Origin of the sequence: Thiocapsa sp., from assembly GCF_011390875.1 — a bacterium.
Taxonomy (GTDB): domain Bacteria; phylum Pseudomonadota; class Gammaproteobacteria; order Chromatiales; family Chromatiaceae; genus Thiocapsa.
On the sequence record NZ_JAABRP010000069.1, the window covers coordinates 1 to 22,638 of the forward strand.

Below are 22,638 nucleotides of genomic sequence, written 5' to 3' on the forward strand. Positions count from 1 at the left end.
GTCAATGCGTTCCCCTTGCTTCGGAATTATCTCTAAATCTGCCGCCCCGCGGAGAAAAACAGCAGCGCTCCGACCATGTAACATCCGGCGACGAGCGCAACTCCGGTCGTCGCCGGCAGCCACGGACCGGGTCCGAGCAGCAGGACAAGGGTGCCGCAGACGATCACCGTGGCGCCCCCGAGTGCGCGGACCGACTGGGATGTCGAAGTGGCCTTGTCGTGGCTGCCGCTGCGGCCGTGGTCTCGGAGTGATCCGGCCTCGGCCGCCCGCAGACGCTTGTCGTAGGTGCTGAGGATGCGATAGGCCATCAAGGGGATCTCGGGGGTCTGATCGGCGACGGAGATGAAGTTGCGCTTGGTCCGGTCGAGCAGCCCCACCACCCCGATCTGATCCTTCATCCAGCGTTCCATATAGGGCTTGGCGGTCGTCCAGAGATCCAGCTCCGGGTAGAGCTGACGGCCGAGGCCCTCGATGTTGAGAAGGGTTTTCTCGAGCAGCACCAACTGCGGCTGGATCTCCATGTCGAAGCGCCGTGCGGTCTGAAACAGCCTCACCAGGAAGTGTCCGAAGGAGATCTCGGCCAGGGGCTTCTCGAAGATGGGCTCGCTGACGGTGCGGATGGCGGATTCGAATTCATCCACGCGCGTGCCGGACGGGACCCAACCTGATTCCACGTGCAGCTCGGCGACGCGCCGATAGTCCCGCTCGAAGAAGGCGAGCAGGTTCTCGGCGAGATAGCGCTGGTCCTCCGTGGTCAGGGTGCCGACGATGCCGAAGTCGATGGAGATATAGCGCCCGGACGGCTCGACGAAGATGTTGCCCGGGTGCATGTCCGCATGAAAGAAGTTGTCGCGGAAGACCTGGGTGAAGAAGATCTCGACGCCGCGCTCGCCGAGCTGTTTCATGCTCACGCCTTGGGCCTTCAGGCGTGCGACGTCGCTAACCGGGGTCCCGTAGATGCGCTCCATGACCATGACGCCGGGTCGGGTCCAATCCCAATAGACCTCCGGGATGTAGAGCATTTCGCTGTGGATCCAGTTGCGACGCAGCAGGGAGGCGTTGGCGGCCTCGCGTTGCAGATCCAGCTCGTCGAAGATGGTTTTCTCGTACTCGCGGACCACGTCGACCGGGCGCAGTCGACGCCCGTCCTTCCAATAGCGCTCGGCGAGATGGGCGACGGTGTACATCAGCCCGAGATCGCCGCGGATGGTCCGCTCGATGCCGGGCCGCAGCACCTTGACCACGACCTCGGTTCCGTTCTTCAACCGTCCGGTGTGGACCTGCGCGATGGAAGCCGAGGCGAGCGGGATGGGGTTGAACTCGTCGAGCACGTCGTCGACCGAGCAGCCCCACGCCTTCTCGATGATGGCGCGCGCCTCGGCGCCGTCGAAGGGCGGCACCCGATCCTGCAGCTTGGCCAGCTCGACGGCTAGGTCGTCCGGGAGCAAATCGCGTCGGGTCGAGAGGATCTGTCCGAATTTGACGAAGATGGGCCCCAGGTCTTCCAGCGCAAGGCGCACGCGCACCGGGTAAGAGGTCGGCAGGTCGCGTCTGTACCAGTGCCAGGGCGAGATGTAGGTGATCCAACGCAGCGGCCGAAACAGGTGGGTCGCGAGGATGACCTCGTCGAGTCCGTGGCGCAGAAGGATCCGATTGATGCGGAAGAGCCGCAGGGCCTCGCGGGGTCCGATCATGACCGAGTGCCGCGCTCCGCAAGTGCTCGTTCGAGGCGCTCGATACGCGCCGCGGTGCGCTCGACATCGTCGCGCAGAATATCGACCTGCGCGAGGAATGCCTCCACCTCGTAGCGAGTCGGTGTCAGGCGGGCCTCTTCCTGAAGGTATTCCTGAAGATCCGCGGTCACGGATTCGGAGGTCTTGCGTGCCCACTGCGCTGCTGCACGCGCTTGGTTGCCGACTTGGTGGGCGAAGGGGTCGCCGATCACGCGCGCGAGCTGCTCCTCCCAATCCACGTCGAGGCCAGCGATTGCGCGGCTGAAGGCTTGTGCAAGGGCCGTGTCGCCGAGAATTTCGACCTCGCCCTGAATGATCTGTGTCTCCTTGCGCTCGGCCATGCTCATGCGGGCGAGTGCGAGCGGGGTGCCGCGGATCAGGCAGTCGGGCTCGGCGTCGTAACCGCCGAAGAGCTGGAGGCGCCGCTCGCTCGGGATGATGGTCACGCGCGTGCCGAAACCCTTGAGCTCGATGCCGATGATTCGCCCCTCGAGTGCGGCGAACGCGGCGGCGCCCTCCGGGTCCAGCGCGATGTAGCGGTTCAGTGCTTGCTCGACGACGGCCAGCACTGCGTCCGGGATCTGGATGCCTTCGGTCACAGCTTGTAACCTCGGTGGATGGCGACGATACCGCCGCTGTGGTTGAAATAGTCGCAACGCTCGAACCCGGCCGCTTCCATCATGGCGCGCAGCATCTCTTGGTCCGGGTGCATGCGGATGGATTCGGCCAGATAGCGATAGCTCTCGGGGTCGTTCACGACCAGGCGCCCGAGTGTGGGAAGGACCGAGAAGGAGTAGAGGTCGTAGGCCTTGCTCAAGGGGCGGCTGACCGGGTGGGAGAACTCCAGGATCAGTGCCCGTCCGCCGGGTCGCAGCACCCGCTGCATCTCCACGAGGGCGGCCTGCTTGTCGGTGACGTTGCGCAGCCCGAAACCGATGGTGACGCAGTCGAAATAATCCGACGGGAAGGGCAGCTTCTCGGCATTGATCAGGGCGTAGTGCAGGTTGCCGACGCGTCCGCGGTCGAGCATGCGCTCGCGCCCCTCGGTGAGCATGGACGCATTGATGTCGGACATGACCACCAGCCCCTGCGCGCCGACGATGCCGGAGAAGCGCTCGGCGAGATCCCCGGTCCCGGACGCGAGATCCAGCACCCGCTGACCGCGGCGCACGCCCGAGAGCTCGATGGTGTGACGCTTCCAGAGCCGATGGATGCCCAAGGACATGAGGTCGTTCATGAGGTCGTATCGGGAGGCGACCGAGTCGAACACCGCGCGCACGCGCGACGCCTTCTCCTCGACCGGAACCTGCTGATAACCGAAATGTGTCGTCTTGTCGTCGGACATGCTGTGTCCCTGCTGAACCGCGCTTGATTGGATCTGCACCGCTTCGGGGGTTGCTTGGCCTTGACGCGAACAAGGGCCGTCGGCGGCGCGGTTCAGATCGATGGTTGTTTCGAAGGTCGAGGCCGTTGGGCGGCGACGGCCGTGAGATCCGGGTCGGTCGACGCGCACATCAGGCGTGCGTCGTGCCGGGCGCCGATAAGTTTACAACATCAGTGCCTCGGGTCAGGACGCGCGGACCTTGCGCTTTTGTCCGGCCTTCTCCAGCTCGTCGAGATACTCTTTCCACAGCCGCTCCTGCTCGACCCCGAGATTGAAGAGGTACTCCCAAGAGAAGATGCCCGTGTTGTGCTCGTCGTCGAAGTGCAGACAGATGGCGTAGTTTCCGACGGGCTCGATCTTGTTGATCCCCACGTCCTCCTTGCCGAGCTGCAGGACGCGCTGTCCCGGGCCGTGACCCTGAACCTCGGCCGAGGGGGAGTAGACGCGTAGGTACTCGCACGGCAGGTTGAAGTGCGAGCCGTCGTCGAAGGTGATCTCGAGGATCCGCGATTGTTGATGCAGGTTCAGCTCGGTCGGTGTCGGCATGGTGTTCTCCGGCGCCCGCGAATCGACCGCGGACGGTGTTGAATGGGATTGATCGGATCAAGGACGTTACGACCCTGAACCGCGTCTGCTCCGGTGGCTGTCGCCTTAAGATGCGTCCGAAGACACTCGACACCAGAACATAGCGCTCCGGACGCGGTTCACAGGATATATCGCGACAGGTCCTCGTCGGCCGCAAGCCCCGACAGGTTCTGATCGACATAGGCCGCGTTGATGGTCACCGTCACGCGATCCAGATCAGACGCGTTGTAGGACACGTCCTCCAGCAGCCGCTCCAGGACAGTATGCAGGCGACGTGCCCCGATGTTCTCGGTCCGCTCGTTGACCTGCCAGGCGATCTCGGCGAGGCGACGAATACCGTCCTCGGTGAACTCCAAGGCGACGCCTTCGGTGGCGAGCAGGGCGCGGTACTGATCGGTCAAGGATGCGTCCGGCTCGGTTAGAATCCGCACGAAATCCTCCGTGGTCAGGGCCTTGAGCTCGACGCGAATCGGCAAGCGGCCCTGCAGCTCCGGGATTAGATCGGACGGTTTGGAGAGATGGAAGGCGCCGGAGGCGATGAAGAGGATGTGATCCGTGCGCACCGAGCCGTGCTTGGTCGACACGGTGCTGCCCTCCACCAGCGGCAAGAGATCGCGCTGCACACCCTCGCGCGACACATCGGCGCCCGCCATGCCTTCGCCGCGCTTGGTGACCTTGTCGAGCTCGTCGAGGAACACGATGCCGTTCTGCTCGACGTTCTCGATGGCGCGCAGCTTCAGCTCCTCGTCGTTGACCCGCTTGGCGGCCTCCTCGTCCTTGAGCAGCTGGCGTGCGTCGCGGATGCGCAGCTTGCGTCGCTTCATGCGCCCTTGGCCGAGATTCTGGAACAGCCCTTGGAGCTGATTGGTCATCTCCTCCATGCCGGGCGGGGCCATGATCTCGACCCCCATCGGCGATGCGGAGACCTGGATCTCGATCTCGCGCTCGTCAAGCTCGCCGGCGCGCAGACGATCACGGAATTTCTCCCGGGTTGCCGAGCTCGTGGTCGAGCGACTTTCTTCCTCGAAGTTCGACGGCGGCGGCAGGAGTGCGTCGAGGATGCGCTCCTCCGCGGCGGCCTCGGCCTGGCCCGCAAGCTTCGCCATCTCCTGCTCGCGGGCGAGCTTGATCCCGATGTCGGCGAGATCGCGAATGATGGACTCGACATCGCGCCCGACATAGCCGACCTCGGTGAATTTGGTCGCCTCCACCTTGAGAAACGGCGCGTTGGCCAAGCGGGCCAGGCGCCTCGCGATCTCGGTCTTGCCCACGCCGGTCGGACCGATCATCAGGATGTTTTTCGGTGTGATCTCCGAGCGCATCGGCTCCGGGATCTGGGAGCGACGCCACCGGTTACGCAAGGCGATGGCGACGGCGCGCTTCGCCTCGTCCTGACCGACGATGTGTTTGTCGAGCTCCGAAACGATGCGTTGTGGGGTGATTTCCGACATCTGGTTCTGTCCGTCGAGAGGGTCGCAGGCTCGAGCGACCGGTTTGGATGGAGGATTGACCTCACGAGGCGTCGTCGTTGACCGCCGCCTGGTCAAAGAAGGAGTCGGCGGCGCGAGCCGAAGGCCGTCCTTGCGGGAAACGATACCGATCTGCGGCAAGACGCTCGGCCATGGCGCGACAAACAGGCGTCACCGAGCCGTGTCGAGCTCTTCGAGCACCAAATTGTGATTGGTATAGATGCAAATGTCCGCGGCGATGTTCAAGCCCTTCTCGACGATCTCGCGGGCGCCGAGCTCGGTGTTCTCAAGCAGCGCGCGGGCCGCGGCCTGAGCGAAGGATCCGCCGGACCCGATGGCCATGAGGTCGTTCTCGGGCTCCACCACGTCGCCAGTGCCCGAGATGATGAGCGAGGTCTGTGCGTCGGCGATGCAGAGCAACGCCTCGAGCCGACGCAGCATGCGATCGGTCCGCCAGTCCTTCGCCAGCTCGACGGCGGACCGCGTCAGGTGACCCTGGTGCTTCTCGAGCTTGCCCTCGAAGCGCTCGAAGAGCGTGAAGGCGTCCGCCGTGGCGCCGGCGAACCCGGCGATCACCTGGCCCTTGAAGAGACGGCGGACCTTGCGCGCGTTGCCCTTCATGACCGTCGGCCCGAGCGAGACCTGCCCGTCGCCGCCGATCACGACCCTGCCGCCGCGCCGAACCGAGAGAATCGTCGTACCGCGAAAACTTTCCATCGTCATGCTTCGCTGTTGTTCCGATATCGCTATTCTACGGCATCGAGGCGCGAAGCGATGCGCTTTGAGGCGGTGTTGCTGCATCGCATTCCGGCGGTCTCACGCGGGCAACGGACCTCGATCATCGTTTCGGCCACATCGAGCGGTGTCCAGGTCGCCGACCGCGATCGCCCGGGGACGCCGGATTCATCCGGCTCCCGGGGGCGGGCGACTTTAGTCGCCCGAGCGCGCCCTCGCGGCGGACTGAAGTCCGCCTTGCCCGGGTGTCGACTGAAGTCGGCGTACCCGGGTGTGGGACCAGAGTTTCGCGTCCGGTTGGGGAACCCGAGAGGCCAGAACGAAAGGATGACAAGGCCGCCAAGCCGCAGCGCAGTCTACCGGCTCCGACACCTGGCTCGGCGGACCGCGCAGCGCCTGTCCATCCTGCCCGCGAATCGATGCCTTCCAGCACGGCGCCGGCGCCCGGGGATGATGGGTTTCGCCGCGCTCTACCCATCCTGCAGGCCGGGCTTATGAGCAATGCTCGGTGTTGGCTTGTCATGATTTGGTATTTCCGGCATTCTCTTTAAGGAAATCCCCGACCCCTCTTCATTTCATTTGCGACGGATTCATCATGCGAGTGTTGATCGTGACGCATGCCGCTGTTTTTCGGACCGATCGAATCGTGTCTGGAAATGCGGTGCGAGCGCATTATTTCGGTAAAGGGCTTGTCCAGAACGGTATTGACGTCACCTTCGCGTATCCCAAGGATTTGGCTTCTGACAAGGAGCTGAATGAATCGGATGGCGGTTCGAGCGATGTTCGTTTTTTCGGGAGTCGCTCCGAGCTCCATGAGCTGATCGGTGAGGTGCGGCCGCACGCGATCCTGGTCGGCTATTGGGAGTTCTTGGAGCATTTCCCCGACGATTACGAAATCCCGCTGATTGCGGACATCATCGCGCCGCGTATTCTCGAGGCACTTTTTCAGGATCACCAGGACGTCAACCTACACGCGAGCAAGATGCTGGCCTTGTACCGCAAAGCCAGTCGCTTTATCTGCGGGACCCAGCGGCAGCGTCAGTTTCTGATTCCCTGGCTCATTCTTGCCGGATTCGATTGCCGCTTCGGCGCACCCATCGACATCATCCCGATCTCGACGGAGCCTCTGTCACCGCGCCGTCGCGCCAATCCGACGGATCCCTGGGTCATCGTGACGGGCGGCGTGTCCTGGCCTTGGCGTATGGGCCAACGCTATACGGATGCAATTCGCGCGACCCTTGCCGAGGCCAAGGCGATGAGGGGGCGCTTGCTTCTGCTTTCGGGTGGCTATGTCCACGAAAGCGCGGCAGATCCCAAGAGTGCGACGTCCGCAGATGAAGGCGGGCAATACGACGCGACGCTTCAACATGTCGGTCTTTTACCTTACGGTGACATGGAGCGGTTGTTCAGCGAGCAGTGCGATATCGGTATCGAGCTCTCCGACTACAACATCGAACGGGATTTCAGTGCATCCTTCCGCTCCATCGAGTTTCTTCGGTGCGGGCTTCCGGTGATCTGCAACCACACGCTGGAGTTGGCCCGACAGGTCAGCGACTATGACGCCGGCTGGGTTATCGAGGGTCCCCACGAATTGCCTGCGCTGCTCGAAGCGATCTCGAACAATCCTCTCGATTACGATCGGAAATCCGCCAATGCCATTCGATTGGTCGAAGAGCGCTACCATTATCTCAAGACGATTGTCCCGTTGGTGGAGTATCTTCGGGATCCGAAGGCACCGGAAAAAACTGATGATTGGTTCTTTCGTGGATCCGAGAAACTGGCGTTGGATCTCTATCACCAAGTCAGCGAGCTGGATCATCAACTGCGTATCCGCGATAAACAGATCAGTGATTTGCGCCGGGATGGCGAGAGTCTGAAGGCGCAATTGGACGAGGTTCTCGGGAGCGCAAGCTGGCGGCTGATTCAGCCCGTCAGAAACATCGCCCGGAAACTGGTGACCTTTAAAAGTTTGCTCCTCCGTGCCGTAGCGAGCATCTATCGGCGGGGATGGAAGCATCCCGAACCGCGCGAGGAGTTCGCGTTGGAGTCAGGTCGATATGCCCCGCGGGCGGCGGACTCTTTCCGGGACAAATGGACTGATCGCAAAGGCCGATATGTGGCGATCATGAGCCGCGAGGATGTCTTTCCGACGAATCACGGCGCGGCGGTGAAGATCGAGCGAACGGCTTGGGGGCTATCGCACCTTGTCGACGGGGTCTTTCTGATTACGGGCGACTGGGGCCGCTATTACGAGTTCAGAAACGGAATCGCCACGGAGAAATATTTTCCGCTGCCGATCAGGCTTTCCGGGGTCTCCGGGATGGTGTTCAGAAAAAGGCTGCTGCGAACGGGTATTCCGATCAATGAAGCCTACATCTACCAGGCGCTGTTTGATTGGGGTTATTTCGTTCGTCTCATGTATCTCGCCTTGCGCTATCGCATCGTCCTGTACCAGGCGGAGTTTCCGGCCTACGCACAGCCGTGTGTCTGGGCGAAGCGACTTCTTCGCGGAAAGACCCTGTTGGTCGAGCACAACGTCGAGTGCGATCGGATCAAAACCCAGTATTCGGAGGTGTCGCAGCAGGCCTACGAGTGGCTGCGAGATCAGGAGGTTGAACTCTGCAATCGGGTCGACAAGGTCATCGCGGTATCTCAGCCGGATCGGGATTTGCTCATCGCTTACGGCGTGGACCCGAATAAGGTGCATGTGATCCCGCATGGCGTCGATCTGGGTGCGTTCGAGAAGACCTATGCGTACAGCCTGCGCGATGCCTACGAAGTGCCTGCGGATACCCGGATCATCCTATACCACGGAATCTACAGTTACGCGCCGAATCTCGAATCCATCCGGCTACTCGCGACAGAGATCCTACCGCGATTGAGGCTCCGAGGCTGGAAGGCAAAAGTGTTTGCCATTGGGCCTGAGGCGCCTCTCGAAGCGATCGATCCGGATGTCGTCTTTACCGGTTCGGTCGATCAGCTCGCGCCTTATCTCAAAAGCGGGGACTTGGCCGTGGTTCCGCTGCAGCAAGGCGGCGGGACGCGGATGAAAATCTTGGAGTATTTCGCGGCCTCGATACCGGTGGTCACCACCTCGAAAGGGGTCGAGGGGATCCCGGCCGAGAAGGGTTCGCAGATCCTGATCGAAGATACCTTCGACGGCATGGCGAATGCGATCATTCGATTGTTCGAGCACCCCGAAGACGGCAAGGCGATGGCGCAGCGCGCGAAGGACATCGTCGAGCGCTCGGATTGGAAATCGATTGCCGATCAGTATTTGAAACTACTCGAATGAAGGTCTGGCGATCGGGCTATGTTAAGCTTGCCGATTTGCCGGGTGGGTCGGCGCCTCGGCAGTCTTGCAGGGCATTCGGCGGCTTGCGTTGCCGAACCGAGCCCTTGCTTCGTCGGTTATCCATAGGGCTCTGACCTTGATCAACATTAACGAACCGGCGCGTGAGTACGAAGCCTTGTCCTCGGAGCTCGAGGCCGCGGTCCTCGAAGCCCTACGCAGCGGGCGATGGCTTTTCGGCAAGGCAACCGAAGCCTTCGTGCAGCGCTTTTCGGATTTTATCGGCGTCGAGCATGTGATCCCGGTCGCGAACGGGACCGATGCCCTCGAGATCGGCCTGCGCGCGGTCGGTGTCGGGTTCGGAGACGAGGTCATGACCGCGGCCAATGCGGGTGGTTATACCTCGATCGCCTGTCGGATCATCGGGGCCGTGCCTGTGTATGCCGACATCGCGCTACCGGGTATGACGATCGATCCGGCCGAGGTGTCGGCCCTGTTGTCGCCGAAGATCAAGGCCGTTGTGGTGACGCATCTTTACGGCAATCTTGGCGATGTCGATGGCGTGCGTCGCGTCCTCGCCGCGGCGGGACGCGAGGATGTCGCCATCGTCGAGGACTGCGCGCAGGCCCATGGTGTCGGGGATCCCGGGCGCAGAGGCGGTAGTCTCGGCGACCTTGCCACCTTCAGCTTCTATCCGTCCAAGAACCTGGGCGCCCTCGGCGACGCAGGGGCCGTGGTCACGAGGCGAGACGAGCACGCGCGTCAGGTCCGCTTGCTCGCTCAGTATGGCTGGGAGAGTCGGTACAGGAGTGTCGTGCCTTACGGCCGCAACAGCCGGATCGACGAAGTACAGGCCGCCATCCTCGCGATCAAATTGGGACATCTCGATGCCATGACCGAGTCGCGCCGCGCCGTTTTGTCGCGCTACCGGGCCGCCTTGCCGCCGAGCTACCGACTCTGCGCGCTCGAAGGAGCGGCATCGGTCGGGCATCTCGCGGTGATCCTCTGTCCGGATCGTGTTGCCGCGGCGGATCATCTCAAGCGTCAGGGGGTTCAAACGGACGTCCATTATCCGACCCTGGACTGCGACCAGCCCGCTTGGCGGGATCTGCCGATGCGTATCGGCGATTTGGCAAAAAGTCGTGACGCGGTCGAGCGGATCCTGACGCTACCCTGTTATCCCTATCTTTCCGAGTCCGAGTTGACGCTTGTGTGCGACGCCCTTGTGTCGCTCCCCGCGGCGAGTTGAGCCCATGTCTCAGTCAATCGATCGCTCCATCATCATCCCGGTCTACCGCAACGAGGAGAACATTCCGGATCTTCTTCCCGTTCTCGGGCAGCTTACGCAGTCGCTGGACGGGGTCACGGAGGTGGTTTTCGTCGTCGACGGATCACCCGACCGCTCCGGAGACAAGCTGCGGGACGGTCTCGAAAGGTGCGCGTTCCCGGCGCGTCTGCTCTTTCACAGTCGCAACTTCGGGTCTTTCGCGGCCATCCGAACGGGGCTTGTCCATGCACGGGGCGAGCACTTCGCCGCCATGGCAGCGGATCTTCAAGAGCCGCCCGAGTTGATCGTCGACTTTTTCCGCACGCTCGACCGCGACGAGGCGGATGTGGTGTTCGGCCACCGCGCGGAGCGCAACGACAGTCGATCCTCGATGTTCTTGTCGAATCTGTTCTGGGGGTTTTATCGACGCTTTGTGGTGCCCGATGTTCCGAGAGGCGGGGTGGATATCTTCGCCTGCAATCGCAAGGTCAGGGACGCGCTCTTGTCGATCGAGGAGAGCAACAGCTCGTTGGTGGCGCAGCTCTTCTGGGTCGGTTTCCGTCGCAAGTTTGCGAGCTACAGCCGGCGCGCTCGGGAGAAGGGAAAAAGTGCCTGGTCGTTCAAGCGCCGCTTCAATTACATGCTGGACAGCATCTTTTCCTATTCTGATCTGCCGGTCATGGTCTTATTGTGGACAGGTATCCTCGGTATCGTCTTTTCGCTGCTGCTGTCCCTGTTCATTCTGACCGCGAAGATGCTGGGGTTTATCGAGGTTGCAGGTTACACCCCGGTGATGTTGACGATCCTGATCATGGGGAGCATCACGCTCTTTTCCCAAGGGTTGATGGGATGCTATCTCTGGCGGACCCTGGAGAATACGAAGCATCGGCCCCTGAGCTTGATCTGCGATGAGTGCGTGTTTCCCGGCCGAGAGATGAGTAAAGGCGATGACTGAGCAAGCGTATTTCGTTCATCCGGCCGGGATCTGCGAAAGCAGCACGATCGGCGCGGGAAGCCGTATTTGGGCCTTTTCGCATGTCCTTCCCGGTGCCCGCGTCGGTAGCGACTGCAACATCTGCGATCACGTCTTCATCGAGAACGATGTCAGCCTCGGCGATCGCGTCACGATCAAGAGCGGCGTGCAGCTTTGGGATGGCATTCGGGTCGGCGACGACGTCTTCATCGGTCCGAATGCGACCTTTACCAACGATCGCTTTCCGCGCTCCAAGCGTTATCCGGACAGCTTTGCGGTGACGACGCTCGAGGATGGTGCGTCTATCGGCGCGAATGCGACGATCTTGCCGGGCTTGACGATCGGAAAGCGCGCCATGGTAGGTGCCGGTGCGGTGGTGACACGGTCGGTTCCGCCGAATGCCGTGGTTGCCGGGAACCCGGCGCAGATCATCGGTTATCAGTCGGCGTCCGAGACCAAGCAGGCGCGGCTCGGCACCCTGTCGGTTCTGGAAACGAGCCGCCTCGCCGTCGACGGTCTGCCCGCGCTTGCCGTCAACGGGTGCACCCTAGTGCAATTGCCGGTCTTCAATGACCTGCGGGGTGATCTGATGGTGGCGCAGTTCGATCAGCATCTGCCGTTTTCGCCGAAACGCGTCTTCTTCGTCTACCATGTCCCGAACGATCACGTGCGCGGCGAGCACGCCCATCGCGAATGCGCCCAGTTTCTGGTGGCCCTCAACGGCGCTCTCTCGGTGGTCGTGGATGACGGCGTGGAGCGACAGGAGATCCGCCTCGATCACCCCGGTGTCGGGCTCCTGATCCCTCCCTTGGTCTGGGGAATCCAGTACCGTTTCTCCGCCGACGCGGTGCTTGGCGTATTCGCGTCGCACGTCTACGAGTCGAACGAATACATTCGTGATTACGATGACTTTCTGCGTCTGGTGACCGCGTCTGAAGCGCCGATATGAGGAAGCACCTTTTGGGCGGGCAGGGTCTGCTCGGCGATGGTTTGCGGTTTGCCCTGGTCGGCGCAGGCAATACGCTTTTTACCCTTCTCGTTTTCCAGCTTCTGCTGTTTTGGCTATCGCCTCTGATCTCCTATTATCTCTCCTGGGCGATCGGGCTTGCGGTTCTGCTCGTGGCCTTTCCGCGGTATGTCTTCAAAGGCAGTACCGCGACGGCGTGGCGTGCTGCATCGACGGTCGCCATCTATCTCGCAAGCCTCCTGATCGGCGGTGTTCTCTTGAGCGAGCTGACGGCATTCGGGATCAATCCGCGTTTCGGGATCCTGATTGCGATCGGCTTCACCACTGTTTTTAATTTTGCGGCCTCTCGGCTGGTGTATCGGTTGATTCGGCCGAATCCGGTTTAAACCACGCCTAGCGCGGTATGCGATGTTTTTTGGATGGGATCGGCCCCGGCAGAATTGACGGCCGCTGGAGCCAGCGCGGTTTAAGGTCGGAACAATCCTCGAGCCCGACACAACATGAAAACGACGCCTATCACTCTGGACGCGGTTTAGTCGGGTCCGCCGATTCGGAACTCCACGCTTGCTGCTCCGCCAAGGCGCTCAAGTAGGCGGAGAAATCCAACCGATGGCTGTTCAAGAGCTCGTCGCTCAGTGTTTTGGGGTCGAACGGCTCCCAGGCATCCTCGCCCCAATCGGGATTCTCGATGATGGTCTGCACCTTGCCCTGCTCGGCCAGGATGACGCTCATGGTCGGATAGGTCCAACCCCAGCTCATGTTGACAAGCTGGCGGCCAGCCTCGGGAGACAGCTCGGCGAGGGCTTGCTCGTGAGAAATAAGACCGCGATGGTTATCCAAAAGGCCGCGGAAGCTCGCGATGTAGTGTCGCCACTCGTTCGTTGCGGCGACGTTCCAGCCGACCTGTCCGAGCGCCAGCGCAAGTACCACACCCGCAACGAAGCCGGATTGAATGTATGTCTTGGTTTGGGTCGCGCGCAGCGAGGCAACTGCCATCAACAACACCAACGGCGGGATCAGGATCGGGCCGTAGCTTCTCGCGTCGAACTGCAGCTTTGCGGATAAGGCCCGTTCGGCGATCAGCGGAGAGATTGCGGCGAGGAGCGCAGCCAGTGCGATGACAATCCAAAGAATCCGCTGGACCTTCACGAGTCCGCGGCGTGTCGCATAGATCCCGACGAGCAGGATGAAACCGGCGATCAGGCCGAGAATCGCGGGTGGATTGTAGTAGCCGTAGCTCCGGATGAATGCCAGCGATGTGATGGTGGAGAAATAGGACAGAGAGCGGGTCTCGTAATACTCGGATTTCGGCACCAAGATAAACGACAGCACCACGGCCGTGACCGCGATCAGGAGTGCCGTCAGGGCGGCGAAATAGAGGCGGTCTTTAGTGCTTTTCGAGCGAAGCAAGCGGTAGAGCCCAGCCAGGGCAAGAAACGGCGCCATCAGAACGAAGGTCTCGTGGATCACGAAGATCGGTAGGACCAGTGCGAAGACGAGGATGTTGGTAAAGAGCCCGGTCCGGAAAAACAAGATCGTAAAGAAGAGGAGCCAAAAATAGCTTCCGGCGAGCTGCGCCTCGCCGATCGCGGAGAAGGCGCCGGCCATGACGCCGGCGAGATAATAGAACACCGGAAAGATGAAAAGATGTTTGTACTCCTTCGGGAGCACGAAATACGAAAGCGCGATAAAAAGGATCGGTGTCATCAGCATCGTCAGGCCGTGAATGCGGGCCAAAACGATAAGGTTGTCGACGCCCAGGGTGATGGCGAGGATTGTAGCCCACTGATGCAAGAGGTAGGACGCGTTGCGTGGCGTCTCCCAGAGTAGAAACTTCTCGCCGCTTGCGAGACTTAGGAGATGAAAGGCCCCGTCGGCATGCAGGCCGCGCAGTGCGTAGGCCCCGTAGGCGGCAGCGAGGGCGCACAACAGCACCGAAAACAATAATACGAAAGACGTATAAGATCGGTTGGCCGACGAATTCTCGATTACAAACATTGTGACGGGTCCTTGTATTCCATCGAGGCATCAGCCTGCAGGCTGGCGAATGAGTAAGATCGGCGGTCGGGTGCTCTCGGCAGGCATGACGCGTGTCCGATCCTGCCGCATCAGAACAACTTCGGAATCAGAATCAGCCCCCAGACCACAAGGGCGAATACGATACTCGAAAAGACCGCAGCCGAGGCGATGTCTTTGGCGCGGGCCGACAGCTCGTTGCGCTCCATGCCGACACGATCGACATTCGCCTCGATCGCCGAGTTCAAAAGCTCCACGATGGGAACGATCAGGAGGCTGCCGATCAGCATGGCACGCTCGACCGGCGTATCGCCCAGCCATAGCCCGATGGGTACAAGCGGAATCAGCAAGAATACCTCCTGACGGAAGGCCTCTTCCAGCTCGAAACATGCCTTGAAACCCTTCATCGAGTATCCGAAGGCGTAGATGACGCGGCGCCACCCCTTGGCATTCTGATTAGCCATGCATGTCCTTGTGTTGTTCTTGCGGATTCCAGGCGAGATCCAGGTTACGAGCGGCCCGCACGTCGTCGAGTCGGCGCACCGGCATGGTGTGGGGAGCGGTCTTCACCAAGTCGGGATTGGTTCGTGCCTCCTCGCGGATCGCGATCATGGCCGCGACGAAGCCGTCGAGCTCCTCCTTGCTCTCGCTCTCGGTCGGCTCGATCAGCAGACATTCGGGAACCAGCAGCGGGAAGTAGGTGGTCGGGGCGTGATAGCCATAGTCGAGCAGGCGTTTGGCGAAATCCATCGCATTGACGTCCAGCTCCTTCGCCTCGCGTCTGAGTGTGATGATGAACTCGTGGCTCGCGCGACGTTGCGGATAGGCGGCATCGAAGCCGGCCGCCTTGAGCCGTGTCATCAGGTAATTGGCGTTCAGGGTTGCGAACTCGGAGACGCGTCGCATCCCCTCGCGTCCCAGCAGTCGCGCGTAGATATAAGCGCGCAGCAGGATGCCCATGTTGCCGCCGAACGCGGTGAGGCGTCCGATGCTCTCGGGGCGCTCGGGCTCGGCCAGCCAACGGTATTCGTCCCCGTTGAAGGCGACCAGCGGGACCGGCAGGTAGGGCTCCAGGCGTGCCGAGACACCCACCGGTCCGGCACCCGGACCGCCCCCGCCGTGGGGCGTGGAGAAGGTCTTGTGCAGGTTCATGTGGATGACGTCGAAGCCCATGTCGCCCGGGCGGACCTTGCCGAGGATGGCGTTGAGATTGGCCCCGTCGTAATAGAGCAGCCCGCCGGCCGTATGGACACGCGCGGCGATCGCCTGGATGTTGCGGTCGAACACGCCGACCGTGCTCGGGTTGGTCAGCATGATGCCGGCGGTCTGCGGCCCGACGGACTGCTCGAGCGCGGCGAGGTCGACGTCGCCGTCGGGTCCGGTGGGGATCTCGCGGACCTTGAAGCCGCACATGACCGCGGAGGCCGGGTTGGTGCCGTGTGCCGCGTCGGGGACCAGGATCTCGGTGCGGGCGACATCGCCGCGGGCGAGATGATAGGCGCGGATCATCGCTACACCGGCCAGCTCGCCTTGTGCACCGGCGGCGGGGGCCAGTGAGACCGCGTGCATCCCGGTGACCTCCTTGAGCATCTCTTGGAGCTCGTAGAGGCAGGCCATGAAGCCCTGGCTGTGGGACTCGGGTGCCAGCGGATGCCGTGCCAGGAATCCGGGCAGCATCGCCAGCGTGTTGCAGGCCCGCGGGTTGTACTTCATCGTACAGGAGCCCAACGGGTAGAAATGGGTGTCGATCGAGAAGTTCTTCTGCGACAGCCGTGTGTAGTGGCGAACCGCCTGAAGCTCCGAGACCTCCGGCAGGACGGGTCGGCTCCGACGACGCAGTGCCGCCGGAATGTCGGTGACCTCGGGCATGGCGAGCGGTGCCTGCGCGGTGGCGCGGCGTCCGGGTCTGGAGCGGTCATGTATCAGCATGGCAATCGGCTTCGGTAAGTGGATCGAATCGGAACCGCAAGGGCGCGCGCTTGGCGCGAGAACAGCGCCACCGGAGAACAAACCCCAGGCCGGGCGCTTCCTTTGCGCCCTTCGCGACTTTGCGGTTCAAGGAGATACGCTTTAGAGCGCAGCCAGCGCCGCGTCGTAATCGGGCTCTTGGGTGATGTCGGGCACGAGCTGGGTGTAGACAACCGTGTTGTCGGCATCCAGGACCACGACGGCGCGGGCCGTGATGCCGGCGAGCGGACCATCCTCGATGAGTACGCCGTAGTCCTTCGCGAAGCTGCGCGAGCGCATCATGGACAGCGCGACGACATTCTCGATGCCTTCCGCCCCGCAGAAACGGCCCATCGCGAAGGGCAGGTCGGCCGAGATCACCAAGGCGACGGCGTCGGATTTACCGGCCATGGAGGTGTTGAAGTGCTTGGTCGAGGTCGCACAGACCGGCGTGTCCAGGCTGGGAACGATGTTGAGCAGCTTCTTCTTGCCGGCGAAATCGGCCAATGACTTGTCGCCGAGATCCTTGTCGACCAGCTTGAAGTCGGGTGCGGTGCTGCCGACGGCGGGCAGGTCGCCGGAGAGCTGGACGGGGTTGCCTTGCAGTGCTGTTTGAGCCATGAGTGTATCCCGATCGTTGGTGGTTGGATGTCGGATTCGCGTCTATCGTGCTCACGGTGCCCGCGGTCTGAGGGCTGGCGAGGCTTCGTCTGTTGGGCCTCTGGGACGATTCAAATACAACCGAAACACGTAGGATGGGTAGAGCGAAGCGAAACCCATCCAGCCCGCGCCCACGCCCGTGCCGTGGGCATCGGACCGAAACCCGAGAACGCGGCGGTTTGGAGGATGGGTTTCGCTTCGCTCTACCCATCCTACGGGTTCATTAAGTGTTCATCTTGACTCAAAATCGTCACTGACTCGTGCTCGGCCCGACCGGCAGGGTTGACGCAAGCGTTGCTAGGATGTGCGCGCCACCGCGTCGTGTGTCTGCGTTCGGGTGGCGATGATACGCCCGAGCTTGCTTGCGTAGGAGTGCATCTCTTCCTCCGTTCTCAGCTCGGTCGCGCAGACCAGGATCGCGGGATCGAGCTCGGGATACTCCGCGCCGAGGTCGCATCCGCCCAGGATGTTGTGCGCGGCCAGCGAGCGGAGGACGTCCACCGCCGGTGCCGGCAGACGCATTGCCTGCTCGTGAAAGACCGGACGGTCGAACAAGGGTTCCACGCCCGGCACCTCGCACAGCAGTTGCGTCAGGCGTGCGGTATTGGCATGACAGGCCGCGGCGACACGCTCCAACCCCTCGGCGCCCAAGAGCGTCATGTGGATGGTCGCGGCGGTGACCAGCAACCCTTGATTGGTGCAGATGTTCGAGGTCGCCTTGTTGCGGCGGATGTGCTGCTCGCGGGCTTGGAGGGTGAGGGTGAAGCCCGCCTTGCCGTCGAGATCGAGCGTACGGCCGACGATGCGCCCGGGCAGCTGACGGACGAATTCCTGACGACAGCAGAGGAATCCGGCATAGGGTCCGCCGGAGGCGAGCGGCATGCCCAAGGGTTGGGCCTCGCCGCAGGCGATATCGGCGCCCGTTTTGCCCCAGTCGCCGGGCGGGGAGAGCAGGGCGAGCGCGACCGGGTTGACGACGCCGATGACCAAGGCGTCGCGGGCATGGGCCCAGTCGGTGAGCGCGTCGACGTCTTCGAGCACGCCGAAAAAGTTGGGCTGATTGACCACGAGCGCGGCGTAGGGGCCTTCCTCCGCCAGCGCATCCAGGGCCTCGATTGGCGTGTATCCGCCACGCGGGTCGAACGGCACCTCGACCAGCTCGATCCCCTGGGTGGAGACGATGCTCTGCAGCGTGCGCCGATAGGCCGGATGCAGCGATCGAGGTACGAGGACCTTCTCGGACTTGACCTTGCGGTTGGCGCGCACGGCCATCAAGACCGCCTCGGCCAGGCCCGAGGCGCCGTCGTAGAGCGATGCGTTGGAGACGTCCAGTCCGGTCAAGGCGACCATCATGGACTGGAACTCGTAGAGCAGCTGCAGGGTGCCCTGGCTGGCCTCGGCCTGATAGGGCGTGTAGGCGCTGTAGAACTCACCGCGGGTGGCGATCTGCCAGACGGCGGCCGGGATGTGATGATCGTAGGCGCCGGCGCCGATGAAGCAGAGCGGCTGTCCGTCGGCCCGCGCGCGCGACTGCATCAGTCGAGCGACGTCCATCTCGGCCATGCCGGCGGGGATGGCCGCCAGCTCCCCGATCTGAAGCTCGGTCGGGATCTCGTCGAACAGATCATCGATGGATGCGGCGCCGACGGTGTCGAGCATCGCGGCGATATCGTCGGGGGTGTGGGGTACAAAAGGCATAGCTTAGGGTCCCGGCTGAACCGCGTCTGGTGCGGCATGCGTTGTCGAGTATCGGATCGGCCGCGTACTCATTCACAAGCCTCACAGCGGACGCGGTTCAGAGATTTAAAAGCTTTTCAACACTAAACCGCGTCACCTGCGGGCGTTCGTGGCGCCTGCTCGGCTCGACCACATGAGTGCATTGCATGTCCTACCGGACGCGGTTTAGGTCTCGTCCTCGACGACCTGCTGATAGGCGGCTGCGTCCAGGAGTCCGGAGAGCGCGGCCATGTCGTTCGGCGCGAGGCGAAAGATCCAGCCTTCGTCGTAGGGGCTGTTGTTGATCGCCTCCGGGCTGTCGTTCAGAAGCGCGTTGGACTCGATGACCTCGCCGGCGAGCGGCGAATAGATATCGGAGGCGGCCTTGACCGACTCGACCACGGCGCAGGCTTCCTCGGCGTCGACTTCACGCCCTTGATCCGGGATCTCGACGAAGACGATATCGCCGAGCGCCTCTTGGGCATGATCGGTGATGCCGACGGTGACAGTGCCGTCGGCGTTGTCTCTGATCCACTCGTGGCTCTTGGTGTATCTCAGGTCAGCAGGGACGTCGCTCATGGTTCTCTCCGATCAATCGACGGGTTGTCTGTGCGCTCTTCGCGCCGTTGCGATCTAAACCGCGCCCAGTGCGGTATGTGATGTTTTTGGATGGGATCGGCCCCGGCGGATTTCAGAACCGCTGGAGCCGGCGCGGTTTAAAAACGATTCAAAAACACTCGAGACACGTAGGATGGGTAGAGCGCAGCGAAACCCATCCTCACAGCTCAAACGCTTACTACCGCGCCCGGTGCAGTTTAACCCTGACCATAAGGTTCAGAGGTCGATGCAGATTCGGCCTTGCCGCACGAACGGCGGTTTGACGATACGTGCGCTCACGGGTTTGCCGCGGATGTCGACCGCGCACTCCGCGGGTGTTCCGGGTTCGACGCGTGCGAATGCGATCGAGCGCTCCAGGGTCGGCGAGAAGCCGCCCGAGGTGACCTCGCCGACCACCCGACCGTCCGCGAGGACGCTCTGGTGCGGGCGCAGCACGCCGCGACCGGTCAAGAGCAGGCCGACGAAGTCGCGTCGGTCGGGATGATCGCGCCGAGCGGTCAGGGCCTCGCGACCGATGAAGTCGCGCTCCTGCGGCTCCCGGGCGATGGTCCAGCCCAGGCCGGCATCGAGCGGGCCGACCGTCTCGTCCATGTCTTGGCCGTAGAGGTTCATGCCGGCCTCCAGGCGCAGCGTATCCCGGGCGCCGAGGCCGCAGGGGCGCACATCTGCCGCGACGAGCGAGCGCCAGAGTGCCGCGGCATCCGCGCTCGGCACCATGATCTCGAAGCCGTCCTCTCCGGTGTAGCCGGTGCGCCCGACAAACCAGTGCGCGTCCTCGGCGGCGAAGAAGGGCCCGGCCTGCATCGCCGAGGCGCGCAGCCCGTCGGGTAAGAGTGGCTCGACGCGGGCACGCGCATCCGGTCCCTGCACGGCGATCATGGCGAGGTCGTCGCGACTTTGAATGTTCAGCTGCCGGCCCTCGGCCTGTGCCTGCATCCAGGCGATGTCCTTGTCTGCGGTGCCGGCGTTGACCACCGCGCGGTAACGCTCGGGTCCGCGAAAATAGAGGATGAGGTCGTCGATCACGCCGCCCTGCGGGTTGAGCATGCATGCGTAGAGCGCCTTGCCCGGCGCGGTCAGCTTGGCGGCATCGTTGGCGAGGAGCCGGCGCAGGAAGGGCAGGGCATCCGGGCCCTCGATGTCGACCGGGCGCATGTGGGAGACGTCGAACATCCCGGCGGCGCGGCGCACCGCGTGATGCTCTTCAATCTGAGATCCGTAGTGCAGCGGCATGTCCCAGCCGCCGAACGGCACGATCCGAGCGCCGAGACGCTCATGTTCCGAAAACAAGGGGGTGCGCAATGCCATCCGACTCTCCGTTCGCCTGGTGGCTCGCCCGGCGGGCTGGCCTGTTGAGTCGTCACCGCTCGCGAGGCGTCGACCAGGAACACTATCGGGCGCAGGTGCGCTCGGTATGAGGGGCGAAGGAAACGGGGGATGCGCGAAGGTTGTGTGCGGGTCTGCGCTCCGATACTGGACAACGAGCACGAATGCGAGCGGCAACATGGTGCCGACCCCTGGTTTGGGTGCGGCGGAGCAGGCGCGCGTCGCTTTCCGGACTCGTGCAGGCACGATCCTTCGGGATCCACCCGGATCCTCGACACCGCCCCTCTGTCCCAGACCTGAGAGTTTGCAGGCGGCCGAGCGCGTCGGTCGCTGCTGCCCCTTCGGTGGGCCCCGACTGTCGGTGCAGTCCGGACCGCTCTCCAGAGTCGGTCGTTATTCCCGCGGTCCTTTTGCCTGAGCGATTCCGGGCAGTGTTGCGCCTTCGGCGCCGGCCGAGGCCGGACTCTCCCGCGGGACTTGACGCGAAACGGGACTATAAGCGCGGTTCGATCGGATTTCCAGCCATGGTGGTTGCGGACTTAAACCGCGCCCGGGGCGGTATGCGTCGTTTGTCGGATTGGCTTGGCCGCGTCAGCTCCGACAACTGTTGGAGCCGGCGCGGTTTAAGATGATTCCCCGGGAAAGGAATGAGCTGGGTGCGTGCGAATTTATTCGCACGCACTGCTTGCCTGTTTGGTCTGTCCGGGTCCGTAGTCCGTCGTTGTGCCGAGCCGAGCCGAGCCGTGCGAGGCACAACCAACCGTCGGCGCAAGTTGTGCCTCCTATCGTCAGCACAACTTACGGGTATGGAATTGTCCCGGAAACGCCTAAATCGCCCGCTCCACGGGGGCCTCCGCCTATGGGCAAGCGCTCTTATCGCCCGGGACCTTGCCGGTCAACTGCAGGAAGGTGTCGAACGGACCCATGACGCCCATGGCCTCCATCTTGGGCCCCTTGAACTTGAGCTTGCCGGTCGTCATCGCGCCCATCGCGCCGCAGCCTAGGCGGCCTTCGCCCATGCAGACCCAGTCCTCGTCGGTTGCATTCATCAGGTAGTCGACCTTCGGGTCGAGCGTCGTGGTCTTCACCGCGCCGCCGTAGGTGCACATGGCCTTGCCGTCCTTGTCGCTGATCTGCAGCTCCACGCGGCTGTCCTCGCCGCACTGGGTGCGGTAGAGCTGGATGACCTTGTATCCGCGCCCGGCGTTGTTTGCCGCCCAGTTTTCGCCAGCTAGACCGGCGGTGAGCGCGCCGGCCCCGTTCCAAGCCTGGCAGGCGGACGCCGCCCAATCGGCGTCCATGAAGGTTGCGGCCTGAGCGCCGGCGGAGACGGTCAGGGCGAGAGCCGGGAGAGCGAGCGCGATGCGGCGAATCATGATGGTGTCCTCGTCTGGTGTTATTTGCGGGCAACGACCGTGTCCGCTGTTTGTCTTGTTGTTCGAGCGCTTCGATGCTAGTCGGCGCGGGGCCGGTGATGCAACTGCGGGGCGACGAGCCGCTCAAGCCGCTCGAGGGACCGGGTCTCGTTCGTCAGTTCGGCGATGATGGTGGCTCGTGGCGCGGAGCGCCACGGGGCATGCGCGACACCGCGGTGCGGATGTCACGAGTTCCTCGGGCGAGCCAGCGCCGAGGCCGGATTCAGCCTTTATCGCGTGGCTCGTCGCTGCGGCGGCGGAAGCTCATACCGCCGCAGTCCGCGCAGGGCGGGATGCGTCCGGCCTTGACGAAATGGGTCTCGGCGCCGCAGCGATCGCACACCAGGGTGCCCGGGCCGGTGACCTCTCCGGCCTGATAGAGGCTCATCTGGCGCGCAACCTCGGCCCATTGGGCCAGTTGCAGGCTGGTCTGGTCGGCGACCTTGGTAAAGGCGTCCATCATGCGCTGCTCGATCAACTGCAGGTCGAATCGCCACCAATCGCGGATGTCCTGGCCGGTCTCCGCGATATAGTT

At 62.8% G+C, this 22,638-nt stretch carries 20 protein-coding genes and 1 riboswitch; of the genes, 5 read left to right on the top strand and 15 right to left on the bottom strand.

Annotated elements, in window-relative coordinates; translation table 11 throughout:
- Nucleotides 1–32: 32 nt before the first annotated feature.
- The 6 genes from ubiB to hslV form a co-directional block, all read right to left on the bottom strand.
- Nucleotides 33–1,694, bottom strand: a complete 1,662-nt coding sequence (ubiB, locus tag GPT33_RS07555) for a ubiquinone biosynthesis regulatory protein kinase UbiB (protein WP_296806966.1) — start codon at nt 1,692–1,694, stop codon at nt 33–35.
- Nucleotides 1,691–2,332, bottom strand: coding sequence for an SCP2 sterol-binding domain-containing protein (locus GPT33_RS07560; protein WP_296806968.1), 642 nt, complete (start codon nt 2,330–2,332; stop codon nt 1,691–1,693). The genes ubiB and GPT33_RS07560 overlap by 4 nt, the downstream gene beginning before the upstream one ends.
- The gene (gene ubiE, locus GPT33_RS07565; RefSeq protein ID WP_296806970.1) at nt 2,329–3,078 is read right to left on the bottom strand and encodes a bifunctional demethylmenaquinone methyltransferase/2-methoxy-6-polyprenyl-1,4-benzoquinol methylase UbiE; all 750 of its coding nucleotides are present in this window, start codon (nt 3,076–3,078) and stop codon (nt 2,329–2,331) included. The genes GPT33_RS07560 and ubiE overlap by 4 nt, the downstream gene beginning before the upstream one ends.
- Nucleotides 3,079–3,300: 222 nt before the next feature.
- The gene (locus GPT33_RS07570) at nt 3,301–3,663 is read right to left on the bottom strand and encodes a DUF971 domain-containing protein (protein WP_296806972.1); all 363 of its coding nucleotides are present in this window, start codon (nt 3,661–3,663) and stop codon (nt 3,301–3,303) included.
- Between the two features lie 158 nt (nt 3,664–3,821).
- Complete coding sequence (hslU, locus tag GPT33_RS07575) at nt 3,822–5,153, bottom strand: ATP-dependent protease ATPase subunit HslU (RefSeq protein WP_296806974.1); 1,332 nt, start codon at nt 5,151–5,153, stop codon at nt 3,822–3,824.
- A gap of 189 nt (nt 5,154–5,342) precedes the next feature.
- Entirely contained in the window at nt 5,343–5,888 is a 546-nt protein-coding gene (hslV, locus tag GPT33_RS07580; protein ID WP_296806992.1) for an ATP-dependent protease subunit HslV, read from the bottom strand.
- A 664-nt stretch (nt 5,889–6,552) separates the two neighbouring features.
- On the opposite strand from hslV, the gene GPT33_RS07585 reads away from it, so the two are divergent.
- From GPT33_RS07585 to GPT33_RS07605, 5 genes are all read left to right on the top strand, one after another.
- Nucleotides 6,553–9,201 carry a glycosyltransferase gene (locus GPT33_RS07585; RefSeq protein WP_296806976.1) on the top strand — a complete coding sequence of 883 codons (2,649 nt, stop codon included), beginning with the start codon at nt 6,553–6,555 and terminating at the stop codon, nt 9,199–9,201.
- 136 nt (nt 9,202–9,337) lie between these two features.
- Entirely contained in the window at nt 9,338–10,447 is a 1,110-nt protein-coding gene (locus tag GPT33_RS07590) for a DegT/DnrJ/EryC1/StrS family aminotransferase (RefSeq protein WP_296806977.1), read from the top strand.
- A gap of 4 nt (nt 10,448–10,451) precedes the next feature.
- On the top strand, nt 10,452–11,420 hold the full coding sequence (locus GPT33_RS07595; protein WP_296806978.1) for a glycosyltransferase family 2 protein: 969 nt from the start codon (nt 10,452–10,454) through the stop codon (nt 11,418–11,420).
- The gene (locus GPT33_RS07600) at nt 11,413–12,387 is read left to right on the top strand and encodes a WxcM-like domain-containing protein (protein WP_296806979.1); all 975 of its coding nucleotides are present in this window, start codon (nt 11,413–11,415) and stop codon (nt 12,385–12,387) included. The genes GPT33_RS07595 and GPT33_RS07600 overlap by 8 nt, the downstream gene beginning before the upstream one ends.
- Nucleotides 12,384–12,791, top strand: a complete 408-nt coding sequence (locus tag GPT33_RS07605; RefSeq protein WP_296806980.1) for a GtrA family protein — start codon at nt 12,384–12,386, stop codon at nt 12,789–12,791. The genes GPT33_RS07600 and GPT33_RS07605 overlap by 4 nt, the downstream gene beginning before the upstream one ends.
- Before the next feature lie 130 nt (nt 12,792–12,921).
- Here the strand turns inward: GPT33_RS07605 and GPT33_RS07610 are convergent, their stop codons facing one another.
- The 9 genes from GPT33_RS07610 to GPT33_RS07650 all read right to left on the bottom strand — a co-directional run.
- Nucleotides 12,922–14,334, bottom strand: coding sequence for a hypothetical protein (locus GPT33_RS07610; RefSeq protein ID WP_296806981.1), 1,413 nt, complete (start codon nt 14,332–14,334; stop codon nt 12,922–12,924).
- Nucleotides 14,335–14,513: 179 nt separating this feature from the next.
- A complete protein-coding gene (locus GPT33_RS07615; RefSeq protein WP_296806982.1) occupies nt 14,514–14,885 on the bottom strand; it encodes a diacylglycerol kinase in 372 nt (123 codons plus the stop codon).
- Nucleotides 14,878–16,350, bottom strand: a complete 1,473-nt coding sequence (gcvPB, locus tag GPT33_RS07620; protein ID WP_296806983.1) for an aminomethyl-transferring glycine dehydrogenase subunit GcvPB — start codon at nt 16,348–16,350, stop codon at nt 14,878–14,880. Before gcvPB ends, GPT33_RS07615 begins: the two co-directional genes overlap by 8 nt.
- A 141-nt stretch (nt 16,351–16,491) precedes the next feature.
- Complete coding sequence (gene tpx / locus GPT33_RS07625; protein WP_296806984.1) at nt 16,492–16,989, bottom strand: thiol peroxidase; 498 nt, start codon at nt 16,987–16,989, stop codon at nt 16,492–16,494.
- 336 nt (nt 16,990–17,325) lie between these two features.
- Nucleotides 17,326–18,726: an aminomethyl-transferring glycine dehydrogenase subunit GcvPA gene (gene gcvPA / locus GPT33_RS07630; RefSeq protein ID WP_296806985.1), complete on the bottom strand. Its 1,401-nt coding sequence runs from the start codon at nt 18,724–18,726 to the stop codon at nt 17,326–17,328.
- Between the two features lie 204 nt (nt 18,727–18,930).
- Nucleotides 18,931–19,323: a glycine cleavage system protein GcvH gene (gene gcvH / locus GPT33_RS07635; RefSeq protein WP_296806986.1), complete on the bottom strand. Its 393-nt coding sequence runs from the start codon at nt 19,321–19,323 to the stop codon at nt 18,931–18,933.
- 255 nt (nt 19,324–19,578) lie between these two features.
- Nucleotides 19,579–20,670, bottom strand: coding sequence for a glycine cleavage system aminomethyltransferase GcvT (gene gcvT, locus GPT33_RS07640; protein WP_296806987.1), 1,092 nt, complete (start codon nt 20,668–20,670; stop codon nt 19,579–19,581).
- A 410-nt stretch (nt 20,671–21,080) separates the two neighbouring features.
- A riboswitch (glycine riboswitch) is annotated at nt 21,081–21,169 on the bottom strand.
- 376 nt (nt 21,170–21,545) lie between these two features.
- Entirely contained in the window at nt 21,546–22,064 is a 519-nt protein-coding gene (locus tag GPT33_RS07645) for an SCP2 sterol-binding domain-containing protein (RefSeq protein WP_296806988.1), read from the bottom strand.
- A gap of 262 nt (nt 22,065–22,326) precedes the next feature.
- Nucleotides 22,327–22,638: zinc ribbon-containing protein (locus tag GPT33_RS07650; protein WP_296806990.1), on the bottom strand; the 312-nt coding region annotated here is incomplete at its 5' end.